Genomic DNA, 22,335 nt, shown 5'->3' with positions numbered 1-22,335 from the left:
TCAACATTCATCCGTTACACAACCGGAGGCAGCGTCCGCTACCGTCTTTGCATACTTGTATAATACACCTTTGGTTACTTTCAATGTGGGTTGTTCCCATTTGGCCTTGCGCTCGGCGATGATATCGTCGGTAACCAGCAGGTTGATCGTATTATTAACCGCATCGATGACAATGACGTCATCGTCCTCAACCAGGCCGATCAATCCACCTTCGTACGCTTCCGGCGTAATATGGCCTACCACAAATCCATGGGTACCACCGCTAAAGCGGCCATCGGTGATTAATGCCACGCTTTTACCCAAGCCGGCACCAATGATGGCCGAGGTCGGTTTCAACATTTCGGGCATGCCCGGCGCTCCCTTTGGGCCTTCGTTTTTGATGACCACTACGTCGCCAGGTTTTACTCGTTTTGAAGCTAGTCCGGCAATCAGGTCTTTCTCACCGTCAAATACTCGGGCGGGGCCTTCGAAACGTTCCCCCTCTTTACCCGAAATCTTGGCGACACTGCCTTTCTCGGCGAGGTTGCCATACAGTATTTGGAGGTGACCCGTTTGCTTAATGGGATTGTCGAGTGTATGGACAATGGGTTGGTCTATTTCATTAACCGGTGTTACTTCGGCTAAGTTTTCGGCCAGCGTCTGCCCGGTTACGGTAAGGCAATCGCCATGCAGCAACCCTTCATTGAGCAGGTATTTCATCACTGCTGGCACACCGCCGTAGTTGTGCAGGTCTTGCATCAGGTATTTTCCACTCGGCTTGAAGTCGGCAAGTACCGGGGTGGTATCACTCATCCGCTGGAAATCGTCCTGTGTGATATTAATACCCACACTTTTGCCAATGGCGATGAAATGGAGCACGGCATTGGTACTGCCACCAAGGATGATGATGACACGCAGGGCATTTTCGAACGCTTTGCGCGTCATGATGTCAGACGGTTTGATGTCGCGCTCGAGGAGGATGCGGATGTATTTCCCCGCTTCGCGGCATTCTTGCTTCTTCTCTTCGCTTACGGCGGGGTTGGATGATGAGTAGGGTAGGCTCATGCCCAGTGCTTCGATGGCAGCTGCCATCGTGTTTGCTGTATACATGCCGCCGCATGCCCCTGCACCCGGACAGGTGTGTTTGACGATGCCTAGGAAATCCTCATCGGTGAGTTCGCCCGCTATCTTTTGTCCCAGTGCTTCGAAAGCGGAAACGATATTCAAATCCTGCCCTTTATAGTGACCCGGTGCGATGGTCCCTCCATACACCATGATGGATGGGCGGTCGAGCCGAGCCATGGCCATGATGGAGCCGGGCATGTTTTTATCGCAACCAGGGATGGTGATGACACCATCGTAATATTGGCCGCCACAAATGGCTTCGATGCTGTCAGCGATGATATCGCGGCTCACTAACGAGTACCGCATGCCGTCCGTACCGTTGCTCATGCCATCGCTCACACCGATGGTGTTGAAGACGAGACCTACAAGGTCATTCTCCCATACACCTTCTTTTACCACCTGGGCGAGGTCGTTGAGGTGCATGTTGCAGGTATTTCCGTCGTAGCCCATACTCGCAATACCAACCTGTGCCTTCTGCATGTCATCGTCCGTTAGCCCGATGCCGTAGAGCATGGCTTGGGCTGCAGGTTGGGTCTTGTCTTGTGTAAATACTTTGCTGTATTTGTTTAGTTCTGTTGTTTGATTAGTTGGCATAATTATATGATCACTTCGTAGTTTTCTTTTTCTAATGTTAAATTCTTGTACGCACGTTGTACCGTTGCGCCCATCGTATCGCTCCACGCTTCTGGGAACGTTGTGCCGTCTACAGCCGCGACTCCCACAATGCCGGTCGCCGTACCCGTGAGGAAAGCACTGTCGGCCCCTTTCAGTTCGTCGGGCGTCAACTGTTTCTCTACCACGCCGATGTTAAATATATTTGCGAGTTCGATGACAGCTTGTCTCGTAATTCCCGGAAAGATATGTCCCACCGGCGGTGTATATAACGTGGCGTCCTTTTCTATAAATAGGTTGTTGCTCGAAGCCTGTGCAACATATCCGTCGTGGTCCAATAGAATCGCCTCGTCAAAACCCCGTTTGGTAGCCTCGGTTGTCGCCACGATGGATGATACGTATTGGCCCGAAACCTTTGCGTCCATGGGCAGGGAATGCGGCGATGGCCGGCGGTAAGGAGACAAGGTAGTACGGATAAGGCCTGCACCTAAAAAGGGTCCCCACTCCCAAGCGGTGATGACGATACTAGAATCTGTTGCCGGTGTGAGGTACATGTTGCGTCCAGTAGTGACCAGCGGGCGGATGTATGCGCTCCGCAGGTTATTTCTGTCAAGCAGCTCATAAGTCTTGTCTACCAACACATCGGTTTCCCATCGGAAATCGATGCCAACCTGCTCACAGGAGTGACGGAGCCGCTCGTAGTGCTGTTCGGCCCTGAATAGTCGTGTGCCGTTGTGCGTGTTGTATGCGCGGATTCCTTCGATGGCCGACAATCCGTAATGTACCGACTGGCTAAACAGATCTGTTCCTGCGGTATCGGCTTTGACAAACCGACCGTCCAAATAAATCCATGCATTTCTATCGAAGTACTTCATCACTTCTAACCAACTTATACCAGTTACCCGAGCCTGTCTGAACGCTTTGGGTCTTTCTTAAATCAACATCCGAATAGGTGTTGATTTTCGACCTCATCAAGGTAAAACCTTTATTCATTATTGGCAATAGCAAAACGCCTATTTTTTAAAACAGAATATAATTCTGATATTATTGTAATTTCAAAATATTTGTCTATGATTAACAGTTATACACGTGTTAAAATTTGATGAATATATACCAAATCCAATTTTGGTATTCGGTTCATTTTTTTGACGTTCGTTGGTTTGCCTATAAATTCTGCTTAAAATCGGTCCGACGGTCGGAAAAGTTGCAAAAAAAATAAGCCCCTTGGCACTGTATTTACCGAGGGGCTTATCGTGTTTTCGTGTATCTTGTTTTACGGTTCCTTTATCCCTTCGGCAAGCACGGTAACGTTGTTGTGGATCACCTCCACTACGCCACCGATAATCTCAAAAATGTCTTCCCCTTTTCCGGTACGGACGACGACCTTGCCGCTTTCCAGTGTTGATACGATTGGTGCGTGGTTTTCCAGGACTTCAAAAGCGCCAGCGGTACCGGGAACGGTTACCGATGTAATGTCGCCTTCAAAAACCGGTTGGTCTGGGGTAATGATAGTGAGTCTCATTTATACAGCTTCCGCTAACAGTTTTTTACCTTTTTCGATTGCGTCTTCAATGGTGCCTACCAAGTTAAAAGCAGCTTCCGGGTATTCGTCTACCTCACCATCGATGATCATGTTAAACCCTTTGATGGTCTCTTTGAGGTCTACCAATACGCCTTTGAGGCCGGTAAATTGTTCCGCTACGTGGAATGGTTGCGAAAGGAAACGCTGCACGCGGCGGGCGCGATGCACGGTTAGCTTATCCTCTTCGGACAACTCATCCATACCGAGAATGGCGATAATGTCTTGTAGCTCCTTATAGCGCTGAAGGATTTCCTTCACACGTTGCGCTGTGTTGTAGTGCTCATCGCCCAAAATGGCCGGGCTCAAAATCCGTGAGGTCGAGTCAAGCGGGTCTACGGCAGGGTAGATACCCAATTCAGCGATTTTACGGGAAAGTACAGTGGTCGCATCCAAGTGGGCAAACGTCGTTGCCGGTGCGGGGTCCGTCAAGTCATCGGCTGGTACATATACTGCTTGTACCGACGTGATTGAACCACGTTTGGTGGATGTAATCCGTTCCTGCATGAGTCCCATTTCGGTAGCCAACGTTGGTTGGTATCCAACCGCTGACGGCATCCGACCCAATAGTGCCGACACTTCGGAACCTGCTTGTGTAAACCGGAAAATATTGTCGATAAAAAATAGGATGTCACGGCCTGCTCCTTCGCCGTCACCGTCGCGGAAGTACTCGGCGATGGTCAGTCCCGAAAGTGCTACACGGGCACGTGCTCCTGGGGGCTCGTTCATTTGTCCGAATACGAAGGTCGCTTTAGAATCCTTCATTTCTTCGGTATTCACTTTTTCCAACGGCCATTCGCCCTTTTCCATACCTTCCAAAAACTCGTCACCATATTTGATGATGCCCGATTCTAGCATTTCACGGAGCAGATCATTCCCCTCGCGGGTACGTTCACCAACCCCTGCGAATACGGAAAGGCCAGCATATGCTTTAGCGATATTATTAATCAATTCCTGAATCAATACGGTCTTACCAACACCGGCGCCACCGAACAGGCCGATTTTGCCGCCCTTTGCATAAGGCTCTAAGAGGTCGATTACCTTGATCCCGGTGAGGAGTACTTCGGATTCTGTGGAAAGGTCCTCGAACTTGGGTGGGTCGTTGTGAATGCTACGGCCACCGGATTTATCAAGCTCCTGGATGCCGTCAATAGCGTCACCTACCACGTTGAATACCCGTCCTTTGATGCTGTCACCGATGGGCATTTTGATGGGGGCTCCTGTGTCGACCACTTTCATTCCGCGTGTAAGGCCTTCAGTGGCATCCATCGCGATGGTGCGCACGCGCTCCTCGCCCAAGTGCTGCTGGACCTCTAGAACAATACGCTGACCATTTTCTTTCTCGATTTCCAGCGCATCGTAAATTTTCGGAAGCTTGGCATTTTCAGCGAAACTGACGTCGACCACCGGGCCGATGATTTGGGCTATTTTTCCAATATTGGACATACTATCAGGAACTAAAATTTTATAAACCAATCTAATAAAGGCCAATTAACCGCCTTAATTTTGGTCTGCAAAAATACGCTTTAAAGAATTAAAAGCAAATATAAATTAAACAATTATTCGGCTTCGTACAATCACAGCCGTTTATTGATTTCGTCTTGCAATTGGCGCTTCAGTTTCTGTTCTTTCTCCATCGCTTTTTTTCGGTGTTGGTCAAATTCGTCTTGGAGGTCAGCAATCGCTTTCTTGGTATCTCGGGTCACCACATGGCTTTGGTTGAATCGGTAGATAAAGATGGCCAATGTAGCAGCCAACAGCAATACAATTCCCCACATAATCAAACTATATGTCGATTTTTTCAGTGAAATACCGATAAAGGAAAAACTGTCCTTCTCCCGTTGGGCTGTCTGGAGCTCTTCCTGTACGAGGGTGAGTGAATCGGTCATTGCTTCCACGGCAGTCTGTCGATTGCCTTCTTTTGCCTTTAAGCCGGCTATTTCCTGGGTCAGTGCACGAATGGTGTCGGCCACATTTTTCCGAATCTGCTCAAGGTTAGGTCGGCGAACATACTCGATGCCATTCTCTGTCCGTGAAATTGCATAAAGGTAAACGAATTGGCTATCGATGGTACCACTGGTGAGCGAGCCTTTGGGGGGCACACGTGTGGTTGTACTTTGGCCAAAAACGTTGCCAATTGAAAAGACAGCAACCAGGATCGCAAGCATTGTAAAATTTCTCATGTTCGTCTGTTGTATTATTTTCTATTTTAGAACACGATATTACGGGTTTTATTGTCTAAATGGAAATCCAAGGGCAAAAAATTGAGCAGCCGACATTAAACATGACAGCCCATAACAGTTCGTGTTTTCATGTTTTCTATCTTGCGCTGTTTTTATAGCTAAATGACCGAAAATTTAACCGTATTGATATGCAAGCATTAGCAGGAGTGTTTTTTCATTTTGTGGGCGGATTTGCCTCAGGTAGTTTTTACGTGCCTTATAAAAAGGTGAAAGGCTGGGCGTGGGAAAGCTTCTGGATTGTGGGCGGACTGTTTTCCTGGCTTATCGTTCCGCCATTGGCTGCCTACATTACCATTCCCGGTTTTGCAGATATCATCCGTCAGGCCGACAGCAGCACACTAGGCTATTCGTTCCTGTTTGGTTTACTCTGGGGTGTTGGTGGCCTCACCTATGGGCTGGGCGTACGGTACCTCGGTGTTTCGTTGGGCAGCAGTATCATACTGGGTCTTACCATGGTATTCGGTTCGTTGGTGCCATCTATTTACTTTTATTTCAGCGGCAGTGAGGGGAAAGAAACCATCGATTTATTTTTCACAACGAACTCCGGACGTACCGTATTAATAGGCTTGGCAGTTTGTATAGTTGGTATCTATTTATGCGGCAAAGCAGGTGTGCTGAAAGAAAGAGAACTGGCTGCGGGTGCCGCTGATGCCAGTGGGAACAAAGATTTTAAATTCGGCATTGGGCTGATTGTCGGTATCGTGTCTGGTATACTCAGCGCGTGTTTCAATTTCGGATTGGAAGCCGGCAAACCAATGGCCAACGTAGCCAACGACCTATGGAAGGCGGCCAATCCGGGTGAGGGTGAGTTTCTGTTCCAGAATAATGTTACCTATGTGGTTGTGTTATGGGGCGGCCTTACGACCAATTTCCTGTGGTGCATGTTCCTGAATGCACGCAACAAAACATTCGGTGACTACGTAAATACGAAAACTCCGATCGCACGTAATATCCTGTTCTGCGCATTGGCTGGAACCACGTGGTATCTCCAGTTTTTCTTTTACGGGATGGGCGAAAGCCGCTTGGGCAACGGGGCAAGCTCGTGGATACTGCACATGGCATTTATTATCCTGATTGCCAACGCTTGGGGGGTTATCTTAAAGGAATGGAAGGGCGTGGGAAAGAAGACTTATGCTACTATTATAGGTGGTATCGCTACCATTATCCTTTCCATCATATTGGTGGGCTTTGCGAGGACGCTGGATACCTAAAGTTATAAGTCGCTAGCGGGAAGTCATAAGTCGCTAGGGGCGGACTGAAGAAACAACACTGGGTCAAACACACGGAAAACAATACAACAAACGAATAAAACAATAAGTAAGATGTCAAATATCATTGAGAAAGATGCATTCAAGCATGTAAGTTATTTGTGGGATCACGCTAAGGCCGCAGAACTGGAGGGAGACGAGGTGGCTCTTCTGCTCTACCGGTCCAACTTACTGGGCGCGGATTTGCGTCTCACAAATTACGGTGGGGGCAATACCTCTTGTAAAGCCATTGCCAAAGACCCGCTCACAGGCGCCGAAACTGAGGTGATGTGGATAAAGGGTTCGGGCGGTGATATCGGTACGCTCACACGTAGTGGCCTTGCGGCATTGTATGTCGACCGGCTACGGAGCCTCGAAAATGTATACCGGGGAATCGAACACGAGGATGAGATGGTGGGGCTTTTTAACCATTGTATTTATGATTTGGAGTCAAAGGCGCCGTCTATCGATACGCCACTGCATGGCTTCCTGCCATTTAAGCATATCGACCACCTACACCCGGACGCAGCGATAGCTATAGCTGCTGCTAAAGACGGCAAGCGCATCACCCAAGAGTTATTTAATGGTGAAATCGGCTGGGTCGAGTGGCAACGGCCGGGATTCGATTTAGGGCTGCAACTGCGGCAATGTTTGGCTGAGAACCCGGGCATCCGGGGTATCATGCTCGGATCGCACGGCTTGTTTACCTGGGGCGATACCGCCTATGAAAGTTACATAAATACATTGACGGTCATTGAACGTTGTGCCGAATACCTGGAGGCCAATTACGGCAAGAAGCGACCGGTATTCGGTGGCGCCAAGGTGGCGGATGTCGACGTTGACATCCGGAAAAAGCAGGCAGCTGCATTGGCACCGATCCTTCGTGGATTCTGTTCATCCGAGCGTAGCATGGTGGGGCACTTCACCGACGATTCGAGAGTACTGGAATTCATCAATTCCAACGACCTCGACCGCTTGGCGCCGTTAGGCACCAGCTGCCCCGATCACTTTTTACGCACGAAAATCAGCCCGTTGGTGCTTGACTTGGCGCCCGACGCTGATTTGTCGGATGCTGCGGCACTGAAAACACAGCTCGCACCGGCATTTGAAGCCTACCGGGCTATGTACAAAGACTATTACGAGACCTGCAAACGTCCCAATAGCCCTGCTATGCGCGACCCCAACCCGGTGATTATCCTTTATCCCGGTATCGGTATGTTTTCGTTTTCAAAAGATAAACAGACCGCGCGTGTAGCAGCCGAGTTTTATACCAATGCCATCAACGTGATGAAGGGTGCCGAGGCGATATCGGAGTACACCTCCCTACCGCGGCAGGAAGCGTTTGATATTGAATACTGGCTGTTGGAAGAAGCGAAGCTGCAGCGTATGCCAAAACCCAAGCCCCTCTCTGGGAAAATAGCTTTGGTAACCGGAAGTGCCGGTGGCATTGGTAAAGCTATCGCAAGAAAGTTTGTACAAGAGGGAGCAGTGGTTGTACTCAACGACCTCAACGCAGACCGCTTGGCGGAAGCTGGGAAGGAGTTTCAAGGCGCATTCGGTAAAGATGCCTACGCTACGGCATTGCTGGATGTAACCAATGCTGACCAGATACAACAAGCCTTTGATGCCGCGGCACTGGCATTCGGTGGGATCGACATTGTGGTGAACAACGCAGGTCTTTCGATATCGAAATCGATTGAGGATCATACCCAGAAAGATTGGGATTTGTTATATGATGTGCTGGTTAAAGGCCAGTTCTTGGTTACACAAGCTGCAGTGACTGTGTTGAAAAAACAGGCAATCGGTGGAGATATCATCAATATTGTCAGTAAAAATGCGCTGGTTAGTGGCCCGAATAACGCGGGCTATGGATCGGCCAAAGCAGCACAGCTACATCTAAGCCGGTTGAATGCGGCCGAGCTCGGCGCAGATCATATCCGGGTGAATGTAGTGAACCCGGATGCGGTAATCAGTGACAGTAATATCTGGGCTGGCGGATGGGCGGAAGGCCGTGCCAAAGCATACGGTATCACCGTGGCGGAGTTGCCTGCATATTACGCCAAGCGCACGCTGCTCAACGAGATCATTCTGCCGGATGATATCGCTAACGCATGTTTCGCTTTGACGGGGGGCTTATTGAATAAGTCGACCGGCAATGTGTTGAATGTGGACGGAGGTGTAGCCATGGCATTTGTACGTTAATTATCTTTTTTTTGCAGTATTGTCAACTCAATTGACCCTTGGGCAATCGGTTGGCAATTCTGCTTATCTTTGTTAAGAATCCATTATGAGTATCGATAAAAATAAAATAGCGGAGCATAACCGCCGATTGGCAACGACGCAACAACGCCGATTTGAGCGGTTGGCGGAAGAACTGCCTAATGCGGCGGATATTGTAAACAAACTGGTCGATTTCCAGGTAGCCATTCCCAGTTGGGCATTAGGTACGGGCGGTACGCGTTTCGGTCGTTTCTCTGGCGGGGGCGAACCCCGTAACCTGGAAGAAAAAATTGCAGATATTGGGCTGTTGCATGCCCTCAATAAGTCGAGCGGCGCCATTTCATTGCATATCCCCTGGGATATCCCAAAAGATTATGAGGCTATTCGTACCCTCGCCGATCAGCATGGATTGGCATTTGATGCCATGAATTCCAACACCTTCCAGGATCAACCTGGCCAAGCGCAAAGTTACAAATTTGGCTCCATGCAGCACGTAGACCGCGCGGTGCGCAAGCAAGCAGTCGATCATAATATCGAGGTTATCAAGCATGGCGTGGAGCTGGGGTCTAAGTCATTGACGGTATGGCTGGCCGACGGTTCAAGTTTTCCTGGTCAACTAAACTTCCGCCAGGCCTTTCAAAATACCCTCGAAAGCTTGCAGGAGATATACGCGGCGTTGCCTGCCGACTGGAAGATATTTGTGGAGTATAAAGCATTTGAGCCCAACTTCTATTCGACAACGGTGGGCGATTGGGGACAGTCGTTGCTTTATGCCAGTAAACTGGGCGACAAGGCCTATACACTGGTCGATTTGGGTCACCACCTGCCGAACGCCAATATCGAGCAGATTGTCTCCCTGCTACTCATGGAAGGTAAGCTAGGCGGTTTCCACTTCAATGACTCTAAATATGGCGATGACGACCTTACTACCGGTAGTATCAAACCCTACCAACTGTTCTTGATCTTCAGCGAGCTGGTGGAGGGTATGGATGCACGCGGGATGAACCATGCGAAAGATTTGGGATGGATGATTGATGCTTCACATAACCTGAAGGATCCCTTGGAAGATTTGATCCAGTCGGTTGAGGCGATTTTGATTGCTTACGCACAGGCGTTGCTTATCGATCGCGATGCACTCCGCGAAGCGCAGGCAGTAAACGACGTAGCTCGCGCTCAGGAAGTGCTGCAGCAGGCATTTCGTACCGATGTGCGGCCGCTGGTTGCCGAAGCACGCCTGCGGGCTGGCGCAGCGTTGAACCCGATTGAACTTTATAGGGAATTGGATGTGCGGGCTGGCTTGATCAAAGAAAGAGGGGCAAAGACGGTAGCTACGGGGTTGTAGATGAAGAAACAAGTCATAGCGATATTCGACGTTGGCAAAACCAACAAAAAGCTCTTTCTGTTCGATGAGCGCTATAAAATTGTGTTCGAACGGTCAGCTCGGTTCACCGAGACGGAAGACGAAGATGGCGACCCCTGTGAAAATCTGGAAAGCTTGCGGTTATCGGTGTTCGATTCCCTGCACGAGGTATTCCGGAGGCCGGAGTTTGACGTGCGGGCCATTAATTTTGCGGCATACGGAGCCAGCTTGGTGTATGTGGATGAAAACGGGAAGCCGCTTGCGCCACTTTACAATTACCTGAAGCCTTATCCGGAGCAATTGCAGCGGCACTTTTACGAAACGTACGGTGGGGAGGAAAAAGTGGCCTATTCAACGGCCTCGCCCGTATTGGGTAGCCTCAACTCGGGTATGCAGCTTTATCGGATCAAATATGAGAAGCCGGCGCTTTACGAGCGGATACGCTACGCCTTGCATCTGCCGCAATACCTGAGTTTCTTGGTGTCTGGCCGTATGTATTCCGACATGACAAGCATCGGTTGCCACACCCAGCTGTGGGATTTCAGCAAAAACGATTACCACGAATGGGTACGCAGCGAAGAACTCGATGAAAAGCTCGCACCCATCGTAGCGGGCGATGACATCTTTCCGGCCTCGTTTCCGGGCAATGGGTACGGCGTTGGAGTAGGGCTGCACGACAGTTCGGCCGCCCTCATTCCTTACCTAGTGAGTTTCCACGAGCCGTTTGTGTTGATATCGACGGGAACCTGGTGCATCAGCCTCAATCCGTTTAACCATACACCGCTTACCAAGGCGGAATTGGAGGCTGACTGCCTTTGTTACATGCATTACCAGGGTACCCCGGTGAAAGCTTCTCGCCTCTTTGCCGGTTATGAGCATGAACAGCAGGTGAAACGGATTGCCGAATACTTTGGCCAGCCTACCAGCCGCTACCGTAACATGGCATATAATCCCCGTATCGTGGCTAAGTTGCGTAAGGAAACGGCTGGCCCAGTGCCGATCGGGAGCAAGGTATCTGCCTTTGCCCAACGTAACCTGTCGGATTATGGTTCGTATGAGGAAGCCTATCATCGATTGATGATGGACTTGATTGATTTACAGGTGATTTCGACTGGACTGGCAATAAAGGGTTCCGACGTAAAACGTATTTTTGTGGATGGCGGGTTCAGCAAGAATGCAATCTTCATGAATTTGTTGGCTAACGCTTTTCCGGAAATGGAGGTTTTTGCCGCTTCCATGGCGCAAGCCACGGCAGTTGGCGCCGCATTGGCGATTCACTCCGCTTGGAATACGCAGCCATTGCCGAACGACTTGATCGAGCTGCGTTTCTACGCGCACTCGAACGAAACCTAGCACTCGGCGTTTGTGAGCTTCATCACTGCTGGGCGTAAATGTGCTTGATGAAAATGCAGCTTCCATGAGGCTACAAAAAACAAAATTATTTTCGAATGAAAACAAAGAACAGCAATGAATCCTGAGCTATTTAAATACAACCCCCAATACCCGTCGGTGCAAGATCTAAAAAGAAGAGCAAAACGGCGTATTCCCAAATTTGCATTCGATTACCTCGAAGGAGGGTGTAATGACGAGCTGAATCTTTGGCGCAATGAGGCGGATTTCCGCGATATCCAGCTCATCCCCCGATACCTCAAAAAGCACCATGGGGTAGACATGCAGACGGAGTTATTCGGTCATGTATACGATGCTCCGTTTGGTATATCGCCCATCGGACTGCAGGGCCTGATGTGGCCTAATGCCCCGGAAATATTGGCCAAGGCCGCGCTGAAGCACAACGTGCCCTATATTCTGAGTACGGTGTCTACAAGCAGCATTGAACGTATTGCAGAAGTGTCGGAATCGCAGTTTTGGTTCCAATTGTATCACCCTACGGAAAATCGGTTACGCGATGACATCCTCCGCCGGCTCGAAGCCGTGCAATGTCCTGTGTTGGTTGTGTTGGTCGATGTGCCGTCGTTCGGATTGCGTTACCGTGAAATCAAGGCAGGTCTTTCCATGCCGCCAAAAATGACGATCAATAATTTTCTGCAAGCGGCGATACGGCCCACTTGGGCGTTTGAAACCTTACGTGTGGGAATTCCCGAATTTGCCACGTTGAAGCCCTATATGGATAAGAGCCTCAACTTGAGTCAGCTGGGTAAGTTTATGAATGCGACGTTTACCGGCCGGGTTGATGTTGACAAGGTTAAAGCCATCCGCGATTTGTGGAAGGGCAAACTGGTCATCAAAGGGGTTGTATGTGATGAAGACATGGAAGCGAGTATCGGACTTGGGGCAGATGGTGTGATTGTATCTAATCATGGCGGTAGGCAAATCGATGCGGGCGAATCGACCATCAAACCCTTGGGTGCACTGGTTGAGAAATATGGTGACCAGATAAAGATAATGATAGATAGCGGCTTGCGTTCTGGGCCGGATATTGGCCGTTCGTTAGCTTGCGGAGCCGATTTCACATTTATGGGAAGACCGTTTATGTATGGCGTTTCCGCGTTGGGTAAGCGTGGTGGCGATCATACCATTGCGTTGCTCAAAGCCCAGTTGAAACAGGTCATGGAGCAGGTGTGCTGCGAAAAGTTAAGTGATTTTCCGGGGACGTTGGCCAAATAGTCCCTGATTTTTACCATTTTTGGTAGCAGCAGACGAAAAACGACGTTGGCGTTATCCGTTTCGTAAACAAAGAGGTACAATGGGGAAATTACATCGGAGAGATTTCATCAAACTATCGGCTACAGCCGGACTTTCTGCTGCATTGTGGGAGCCGCTGTTACAGCGTGCCTTAGCCGTAGAAGCGCATAATGCAACCCGGTCCATTAACGATGTGGAGCACATTGTCATCTTGATGCAAGAGAATCGGTCTTTCGATCATTATTTCGGTGCCATGCGTGGCGTGCGTGGCTTCGGTGACCGCTTTCCCATACCGCTCGCCAGTGGTCAGCGGGCGTTCCATCAATCGGATGGCGAACAAATCGTGCCCCCGTACCGGGCAAACCGAAACACCTCAAATGCCGCGCTGATTAATGGGACCCCACACAATTTCCCGGATACACAGGCTGCCTGGAACCAGGGCAAATACGGATTTTGGCCGTTATTTAAGACGCCGTTTTCCATGGCTTACTATACACGCGAAGAAATCCCGTTCCAGTATGCGATGGCCGAGTATTTCACCATCTGTGATGCCTATTACTGTTCTATAGCGACCGGTACAGATCCCAATCGGATTGTGTTTTGGTCCGGTTCGGTATGTGATCCCGAAAAGCGGGCGGCTGGTATTAACTGTACCGACGCCGATTCCGAACCGGTCAATCTGCGTTGTTGGATCAAAGGCCAAATGCCCGAACCGGGGTACACCTACCAAGGGAATGCCTTCACTTGGCCCACCATCCCAGATGTATTGCAAGAGGCAGGCATAAGCTGGCGTATTTATCAGGACCCGAATGACAATTGGACAGGGGCGATGCACGGCTGCTTAGCGTTTGAGAGCTTCCGTAATGCCAAACCGGGATCGCCGATCTATGAAAATGGGATGCGCCATTGGTCGATAGAAGACCTCACCAATGATGTGAAAAACGGCACATTGCCGCAAGTGAGTTGGGTATTGCCCTCTCAAAGCAATTCGGAACACCCCGGAGCGCCGTCTAGCCCTTATCGAGCAGCGGATTTTACGCACGACGTGCTTTCGGCAATCACGGCCAATCCTGAAGTATGGAGTAAGACCGTTTTCTTTCTGACATTTGACGAAAACGATGGTCTCTTTGACCACCTACCGGCACCTGCTGTACCATCTTACAACCTCGATAATACCCTTGCCGGCAAGTCTACCATCGATTTGGCTGGCATGTATTTCCATAATGATAAAGATAATCTCGCGGATATGGAGACAGCCCGCGTTTATATCGACAAAAGGGATACCATTTCAGGCAACCTACGGCCCTGGGGTATGGGCCCCCGGGTGCCCATGTACATCCTGTCGCCCTGGAGCAAAGGGGGATGGGTAGACTCCGCCGTTGCTGACCATACCTCGGTGGCACAGTTTATTGAAAAGCGGTTCGGTGTAACGGTGCCGGCCATCTCACCGTGGCATCGCGCGGTAAGCAGTGATCTGACGTCGGCATTTGACTTTGTCACGCCCAATGATCCTAAGTTTCCCAATTTGCCGGACACGTCCGGTTTTGAGGCTATTGATGCGGCTTCAAAGGCATTGCCCAGAGCCGCGGCTCCGCAAAAGCCGTCACAGCTCTATCAAGAAAAAGGAACCCGGCTATCCCGCGCGCTTCCTTATACCTTGCATTGCACGCTTAATTACCTGCGTGAAGACGACAAGGTGCGACTTGTTTTTGAAAATAAGGGTTCCAAGGGGGGCGTCTATCATGTATATGATATGAACCGACTTGATCAAATACCCCGCCGATACACTGTAGAGGCTACTAAGTCCCTGACGGACGAGTGGGACCTAGGCGAAACTGGCGGTGCATATGATCTTGAAGTGTACGGACCTAACGGTTACTTCCGCAAATTTGCCGGCAATATCAATGCCGTTGAACCGGACGTAGCATTGGATTACGACGAGCGTAAGGGAGGTATTTCAATACGTTTACGACATCAATCGGGAACGTCGCTCGCTGTCGCACTTGTAAGTAATGCCTACGGATATCCCGCATCTGAGATGCTAACGGTCACCGCCGGACGAGTACTGAAAAAAAATATATCCTTGAAAAAAAGTGCTAACTGGTATGATTTTACGGTTCAAACTGCCGATGGATTTTCGTGTCGTTTTGCCGGAAGGGTCGAAACCGGGATGCATGGTGTTAGTGATCCCGCAATGGCAGCTACACTGTAAACGACTTCTTGACGACTCAACGCCGTAGGTGTCATTGCCTCGATTCCGCTCGCATCAGGTAAGCACAGGACGCCAGTCTCCATCCGTTTTACTTTCTTTGGAATCGATTGTATGGTCACAGCGGCGTATGCTCGGATTGACCGATTAAACTTGAATTCACTTACTATCATACGGTAAAGACAATGAACAGAATCTTATGTTATGGCTTCGCATTAGCCGTTATTACCACTGTTTTATCCTGTCGGCAGGAGACCGAGGTCTGGCCATTTAAGCCCATTCCCGAAAGCAACATCGTGGTCATCGGTAATTCGTTTGCCGAGGGGTTGCAGCGGAGCAACTATTTCGAGACGCTGCTGCACCTTAGTTTTCCGGAACACCGCCTGCGCGTGAGAAACCTGGGGTGGAGCGCCGACGAGGTGAACCTGCGCCCGCGCCCACTCAATTTCGGTACGCTCCACGAACACCTCCATCAGCAGCAGGCTGATGTGATTATCGCCTGCTTCGGCATGAACGAGTCATTCAAGGGGCGGGACAGCCTGGCAGCATTCAAGGAAGACCTGCAGGTATTCCTTTCGGGCCTGCGGGCCCACAGCCATGACGGCAAGACACCCCCACAGATTATCCTTGTATCGCCGATTGCGCACGAGAAGCTTGGTGGCTTCCTTCCCGACCCCACCGAACACAACAAGGAACTGAAGGCCTACACCCGCGGTATGCGGGAGGTGGCCCGGTCGCTGGATATCCCGTTCATCGACCTTTATGCGCCAACCAAGGAACTGATGGATGCCGGAGACGAACCGTTGACGGGCAATGGCATCCACCTTACGGACCGAGGATACCGCATCGCCAGCGAGCTCATTGCCCGGACACTGGACCTGCCGGTGGCCGCTTGGCCCGAGGGTGGTCATGCGGCAAGCTTAAAAGAACTCGTTGCTACAAAAAACCAGCATTTCTTCTACCGGCACAAGGCGCAGAACGGCGAGTACATCTACGGCCGCCGGCGCGAGTGGGCGGGGGGACAAGCCCTTTCCGCCGAATTGCAGGAGATTGACGGCATGGTGGTGCGCTTGGACAGCCTGGTGTGGGCCGGCGCACTTGACGGGGCCGCCGTCGACGGCCGGGCCGCGGAGCGTGTGGTTGCCTTTGGGCGGGAAGAAGGAGCGCAGGCGGCTGCACCGGCCACTACCCGCAGGGATCTGGAAGTCGCCAAGTCGCAGTTCGTGCTGCAAGAAGGGTATCAGATCGAGTTGTTCGCCTCAGAGATAGACTTTCCGTTAGCCAACCCCGTATCGATCACGTTCGATGCCCAAGGGCGATTGTGGGTGGCCACGATGCCATCCTATCCGAACTACACCCCCGGCAACCCACCCAACGACAAGATTCTCGTGCTGGAAGACACCGACGGTGATGGGAAAGCCGACACCCATACGGTGTTTGCCGACAGCCTGTACCTTCCCCTGGGTTTTGAATTGGGGGATGGCGGAGTGTACCTCACCCAGGCTCCCGACTTTGTATTCCTCAAGGATACCGACGGTGACGGCCGTGCCGACCTGCGGCAAACGCTGCTTTCGGGATTCGGTACAGAAGACTCGCACCATACGCTGAATACCTATGAATGGGGCCCCGATGGGGCGCTGTATATGCACATGGGTACATTCTTGCACACACAGGTAGAGACGCCCTATGGGCCGCGCCGGGGAGCCTACGGCAACACCTGGCGGTACGAGCCACGGACAATGAAATTCGACGAATACATCTCCTACCCGTATGCCAACCCTTGGGGGAACGTTTTCATGCGCGACGGCACGCACCTGATCGCCGATGTATCCACAGGGATGAACTACTTCGCTCCTCCGCTCACGGTGGCCATCGACTATCCGAAGAAGCACATGGGCATGAAGGATTTCCTCACCTCGGCGTCGAAACCCAAGACTTGCGGCCTGGAAATCGTGTCCAGCCGTGCATTTCCGGACAGTGCACAGGGCAATGTGCTGTTCAACACATTCATCGGCTTCCAGGGTATCCGGCAGCACAAGATGTCCGAATCGGGCAGCGGTGTTGTCGGCGATGAGACGGTTCCATTGTTACAGTCCAAGGATCCCAATTTCCGACCGGTCGACCTCCAGTTTGGGCCGGACGGTGCACTATATGTTGTCGACTGGTACAATCCCATCATCCAGCATGGCGAACAGAATTTCCGCGATCCGCAGCGCGACCATACGCGTGGCCGGATCTGGAGGATTACCCACAAAGATAGACCCACGCTAAATCCGGTCGACCTGAGCCGCCTTGACATCGCCGAACTGCTCGACCAGCTCAAAGCGGCGGAAGACCGCACGCGTTACCGCACGAGACGGCAACTCCGCGAGTTCGCAGCCGACCAGGTGCTCCCCGCCGTGTCGGATTGGGTTGCCGGACTGGACAATGAAGACCCGGAAGTGGAGCAGCACCGCCTGGAGGGCCTTTGGGTCTACCAGCAGTTCAACCAGCCCAACGAAAAGCTTCTGGGCGAATTGCTGGCCAGTAAAGACCACCACGTGCGTGCTGCGGCCACACGTGTATTGCGCTATTGGTCGGACCGGGTCAAGGACTCCCACGACAGGCTCGTTGCCCTGTCTGAAGACCCGTCACCCAGGGTACGGTTGGAAGCGATCGCAGCACTGAGTCATTTTAAGTCTGAAAAGACCGTACGGGCATTGCTTGCAGCAACCGAATTGCCTGTGGACGATTACCTCGGCTATGCGCTGAGCGAGTCCTTCAAGCACCTCAAACCCGTGTGGATGGAAATGTTCAGGAAAGATAAGCAGTTTCTGGCTGATGACCCGGAAAAAGCGTATGCCCTGCTCCGTCCATTGGCTTCTGCGCAGGAACTTCAGGTACCGGGCTTCATCACGGACGATCCCGGTCATGGCAAGTATGGTGTGGATCCGCTTTCGCCGGCCGATTTTGAGCAACTGGCGGGCGTCGTTGCGGTAGAGCGGTTCCGCGAAAACCACCGGGATATCCTGGAGCCACTGGCCGATGGCACGGGCGAAGCCGGTGCGGGCGGCGGGACCGAAGGGAAGGAACTGGGCGAGGTGGTGCTCCATCTCAAGGCCCTGCCCGGAAAAATGGCGTTCGACCAGGACGTGCTTACCGTTGCCGCTGGCAAAACCGTGTCGTTGCTGTTTGATAATAGCGACCAGATGCCTCACAACATCGTTGTGGCCAAGCCGGGAAGCCTTGAAAAGGTGGGCACGGCCGCCGACGACATGGCTAGTCTGCCGGACGGTTACGAAAGGCAGTTTATCCCCGACATGCCCGAAGTGCTGTTTGCCACCCCGTTGGTCAACGCTGGCGAGACCTACCAGCTGGATTTTGTGGCGCCAGACGCCAAGGGTGATTATCCGTTCATTTGCACCTTTCCCGGCCACTGGCGGGTTATGCAGGGTGTGCTTACGGTTAATTGACGTGTTGCTATCATCGTATACGACAACTAGCGTTTAATGGTAAAAATAAAATTTAATTGTTGGCGGTTTGCGCGAATCAAATCTATTGATTAGCATTGTAGAAACCCTTGAATATACACGCAGAAAAGATATGAAATTTCGAATACCGAAATGGTTAGGATTGGGTTTAGTGATTGCCCCATTGGGATTGGCCGGACAGTCGCTGCCAGCCACGGACGCCCTTGGTAGAAAATTACCTACGCATGATGAGGTGGGCGATTTGCATGCCGATAAGTTCGTAGGCATGTTCTATTGGACGTGGCACAATCATTTCGCCGATAGTCCCGCTTATAACGTTTCGGAATTGCAAAAATTAAATAATGGCATGTTCGATGATTACGATCATCCAGCGTGGCCTGAAGACGCCTCATACTACCATTGGGGTGAGCCGTTATTCGGGTACTATCGGAGTACCGACCGCTGGGTACTACGGCGCCATGCCGAAATGCTTGCCGACGCCGGTGTGGATGTCGTTGTGTTTGATTGTACAAATGGTTCTTACACATGGGAAGAATCTTATATGGCGTTGTGTGAGGTGTTTGCGGAAGCCCGGAAAGATGGTGTGAATACGCCTCAGATTGCTTTTATGCTGGGCTTTGCCGCCCATGAGGGGAGTTTGGCAGCAATTACCAAGATATACCAGAACCTGTATGGTAATGGATTATACCGCGACCTTTGGTTTCAATGGAAAGGGAAGCCATTGATTATGGCATACTACGAACACCTGGAGGCTCCAACCGATGATCCGCAGAAGGAACGTCTCTATCGGGAGATCCGGCAGTTTTTTACATTCAGGCCGCCCCAGCCGGTTTATGATAAAGGCCCACAGCGCGATGATCACTGGGGCTGGCTGGAAATTTACCCACAACATGGCTTTACAGCCAATGATAAGGGGAGTTACGAACAGGTGACGGTAGGTGTAGCCCAAAACTGGACCAAGGAAAACGGATTAAGTGCGATGAATGCTCCGAAGGCATTCGGACGTAGCTACACCCACCATGGAGGGCACACTGCCGATGACAGTAAAATAGCATATGGGCTGAACTTTCAAGAGCAATGGGACCGTGCGATCGAGCTTGACCCGGAGTTTGTTTTTGTAACGGGCTGGAACGAATGGGTTGCAGGCAGGCAGAAAGAGTGGGGCGGTACGTATAATGCATTCCCAGATCTGTTTGATCAGGAGCACAGCCGGGATATCGAACCGATGAAAGGTGGTCACGGCGATGCTTATTATTACCAACTGATTACCAATGTGCGCCGATTTAAAGGCGCTGATCCGATCCGCTATGCGGAGAAACATACGGGTATCCGGATTGACGGTGATGCCGAGGATTGGAATGCCGTAACGTTGCAATTTGATGCTTATTCCGGGAATACGAAGCACCGTAGGGAGCAGGGCTGGGGCAACCTCCGTTACGAAAATACAACCGGCCGAAACGATATCATAAAAACAAAAGCTACATTTGACGACGACTACGTCTATTTCCTTGTGGAAACTGCGGCACCGCTTACGGACGCCAGCGAACCTGCTTGGATGAACTTGTTGATTGACATCGACCGCGATAAAAATACCGGCTGGGAAGGCTATGATTTTATCGTTAACCGTGTATCACCCCGCAAGGGTAAGGCTGTACTCGAACGAAACCGCGGAGGATGGAAATGGAAGCGGGCGGGGGCAGTGGAGTTTGCTGTTTCCGATAACCGCCTTGAACTGCGGATTGACCGGAAAGCGTTAGGGATAACTGACACGGTCGACATTGAATTCAAATGGACAGATAACTTGCCGCAAAGTGGCGATATTATGGATTTTTATCAATACGGAGACGTGGCACCTTTAGGACGATTTAACTACTATTTGACTTCGAATAGTAACGACTAAATTGACAACAGATGGAAGATAAAAAAAAGCTAAGGAGTTCGGATTGGTTTGGCCGTTCGGGCAAGGACGGTTTTATCTACCGTGCATGGATGAAGAACCAGGGGATACCATCAGACTCGTTTCGTGGTAAGCCGGTGATTGGCATCTGCAATACGTGGTCAGAGTTGACCCCCTGCAATTCGCATTTTCGCGAACTGGCTGAGTCGGTAAAGCGTGGCGTGCTGGAGGCGGGCGGTTTCCCGGTGGAGTTTCCGGTGATGTCGCTGGGCGAAACACTGATGAAGCCCACGGCGATGCTGTTTCGCAACCTGGCCAGCATGGACGTGGAGGAATCCATCCGGGCGAACCCGATAGACGGAGTTATCCTGTTGTGCGGCTGTGATAAGACCACGCCGTCGCTGGTGATGGGCGCGTGTAGTGTGGACCTACCGACGATGGTGGTTTCGGGCGGCCCCATGTTGACCGGCAAATACCGCGGCAAAAGCATCGGTACGAGCGACGTGTGGCGGTTTTCGGAAGATGCTCGTAAAGGAATCATGACCGAAGAAGAATTGAACCTCGCCGAGGGTGGGATGTGCCGGAGCCGAGGGCATTGCGCGGTGATGGGTACGGCTTCCTCCATGGCCAGCATGGTGGAGGCATTAGGCATCACGCTGCCTGGCAACGCCGCGATACCGGCCGCAGACGCGAACCGCAAGGTACTGGCGCAGCTTTCGGGTCGCCGTATCGTGGAAATGGTCTGGGAAGAGATGAAACTATCGGATATACTCACCCGCCCGGCGTTTGAGAACGCCATCCGGGTGAATGCGGCGATTGGCGGTTCCACGAACTTCGCCATCCACCTGATGGCCATTGCTGGACGGATGGGGGTGGAACTTGAACTGGAGGACTTCGATAAGTTCTCACGGGGTGTGCCGCTGGTGGCCAACCTGCAACCCTCGGGGCAGTATTTCATGGAAGACCTGTATTACGCCGGAGGACTGCCGGCCGTAATGCATGCGATCGAACGCCACCTCCACACCGACGCACTCACGGTGAACGGAAAGACAATAGGCGAAAATATCACGGGCTGCGAGAGTTTGGATACTACGGTTATCTCGACGGTCGATGAGCCGATCAATCCGATATCAGGCATGGTAGTGCTCCGGGGAAACCTGTGTGAGGACGGGGCCGTACTGAAACCGTCGGCGGCATCGCCGGAGCTGATGCAGCATACGGGCCGTGCTGTTGTGTTCGAGGATATCGAGGATTATAAGCGGAAGATAGACGATCCCGAGCTGGATGTGGACGAGACTTCGGTGCTGGTACTGAAGAACGTAGGCCCGAAGGGATACCCGGGTATGCCCGAGGTGGGCAACATGGGCATACCCATGAAACTGTTGACCAAGGGCGTTACCGACATGGTACGCATTTCGGATGGTCGGATGAGCGGCACGGGTTTCGGGACCGTGGTATTGCATGTGTCGCCGGAGGCGGCAGCTGGCGGTACGTTGGCATTGGTGGCAGACGGCGACCTGATCCGGCTGGACGTGGCTGCCCGCCGGTTGGACCTGCTGGTTGAAGATGATGAACTTGCCCGGCGGCGGGAGCGTATGCAAGCAGTGGCTAGCCCATTTCCACGTGGCTATGCCAAGCTGTATGTGGACCACGTGGAGCAGGCACATCTAGGGGCCGACTTCGATTTCCTGAAAGGTGGATCGGGCAGTGAAGTGTCGCGCGATTCGCATTGATTACCACGGTACATTACC

At 51.6% G+C, this 22,335-nt stretch carries 14 protein-coding genes; 9 read left to right on the top strand and 5 right to left on the bottom strand.

All coding sequences use genetic code 11. The features are described 5' to 3' along the window. The 5 genes from ilvD to VNQ80_RS01230 all read right to left on the bottom strand — a co-directional run bounded on the left by ilvD (position 1) and on the right by VNQ80_RS01230 (position 5,478). Complete coding sequence (gene ilvD / locus VNQ80_RS01250; RefSeq protein WP_325635565.1) at positions 1-1,698, bottom strand: dihydroxy-acid dehydratase; 1,698 nt, start codon at positions 1,696-1,698, stop codon at positions 1-3. A 2-nt stretch (positions 1,699-1,700) separates the two neighbouring features. Then, positions 1,701-2,591, bottom strand: coding sequence for a branched-chain-amino-acid transaminase (gene ilvE, locus VNQ80_RS01245; RefSeq protein ID WP_325635563.1), 891 nt, complete (start codon positions 2,589-2,591; stop codon positions 1,701-1,703). Positions 2,592-2,989: 398 nt separating this feature from the next. Beyond that, a complete protein-coding gene (gene atpC / locus VNQ80_RS01240; protein WP_325635561.1) occupies positions 2,990-3,238 on the bottom strand; it encodes an ATP synthase F1 subunit epsilon in 249 nt (82 codons plus the stop codon). After that, a complete protein-coding gene (gene atpD, locus VNQ80_RS01235; protein WP_325635559.1) occupies positions 3,239-4,741 on the bottom strand; it encodes a F0F1 ATP synthase subunit beta in 1,503 nt (500 codons plus the stop codon). Between the two features lie 131 nt (positions 4,742-4,872). Beyond that, positions 4,873-5,478, bottom strand: a complete 606-nt coding sequence (locus VNQ80_RS01230; RefSeq protein ID WP_325635557.1) for a hypothetical protein — start codon at positions 5,476-5,478, stop codon at positions 4,873-4,875. Between the two features lie 188 nt (positions 5,479-5,666). Here VNQ80_RS01230 and rhaT point away from each other — a divergent pair, with 188 nt between their 5' ends. The 9 genes from rhaT (at position 5,667) to VNQ80_RS01185 (ending at position 22,317) form a co-directional block, all read left to right on the top strand. Further along, positions 5,667-6,749 (top strand): L-rhamnose/proton symporter RhaT, encoded by a 1,083-nt coding sequence (gene rhaT, locus VNQ80_RS01225; protein ID WP_325635555.1) that lies wholly within the window; start codon positions 5,667-5,669, stop codon positions 6,747-6,749. 111 nt (positions 6,750-6,860) lie between these two features. Next, positions 6,861-8,987: a bifunctional aldolase/short-chain dehydrogenase gene (locus VNQ80_RS01220; RefSeq protein ID WP_325635553.1), complete on the top strand. Its 2,127-nt coding sequence runs from the start codon at positions 6,861-6,863 to the stop codon at positions 8,985-8,987. An 85-nt stretch (positions 8,988-9,072) separates the two neighbouring features. Then, entirely contained in the window at positions 9,073-10,347 is a 1,275-nt protein-coding gene (locus tag VNQ80_RS01215) for a TIM barrel protein (protein ID WP_325635551.1), read from the top strand. Next, a complete protein-coding gene (locus VNQ80_RS01210) occupies positions 10,348-11,718 on the top strand; it encodes an FGGY-family carbohydrate kinase (RefSeq protein WP_325635549.1) in 1,371 nt (456 codons plus the stop codon). Between the two features lie 114 nt (positions 11,719-11,832). Beyond that, positions 11,833-12,990, top strand: a complete 1,158-nt coding sequence (locus VNQ80_RS01205) for an alpha-hydroxy acid oxidase (RefSeq protein WP_325635547.1) — start codon at positions 11,833-11,835, stop codon at positions 12,988-12,990. A 79-nt stretch (positions 12,991-13,069) separates the two neighbouring features. Further along, on the top strand, positions 13,070-15,220 hold the full coding sequence (locus VNQ80_RS01200) for a phosphocholine-specific phospholipase C (protein WP_325635543.1): 2,151 nt from the start codon (positions 13,070-13,072) through the stop codon (positions 15,218-15,220). 182 nt (positions 15,221-15,402) lie between these two features. Continuing rightward, entirely contained in the window at positions 15,403-18,669 is a 3,267-nt protein-coding gene (locus VNQ80_RS01195) for a PVC-type heme-binding CxxCH protein (RefSeq protein WP_325635541.1), read from the top strand. Between the two features lie 130 nt (positions 18,670-18,799). Further along, positions 18,800-20,587: a hypothetical protein gene (locus tag VNQ80_RS01190; RefSeq protein WP_325635539.1), complete on the top strand. Its 1,788-nt coding sequence runs from the start codon at positions 18,800-18,802 to the stop codon at positions 20,585-20,587. Between the two features lie 11 nt (positions 20,588-20,598). Continuing rightward, on the top strand, positions 20,599-22,317 hold the full coding sequence (locus VNQ80_RS01185; protein WP_325635538.1) for an IlvD/Edd family dehydratase: 1,719 nt from the start codon (positions 20,599-20,601) through the stop codon (positions 22,315-22,317). Positions 22,318-22,335: the final 18 nt, after the last annotated feature.

The sequence above is a fragment of the Parapedobacter sp. genome (genome assembly GCF_035556095.1).
Lineage (GTDB): Bacteria > Bacteroidota > Bacteroidia > Sphingobacteriales > Sphingobacteriaceae > Parapedobacter.
The sequence above is the reverse complement of the archived record's forward strand: the minus strand, read 5'-3'. Positions and strand labels throughout refer to the sequence as shown.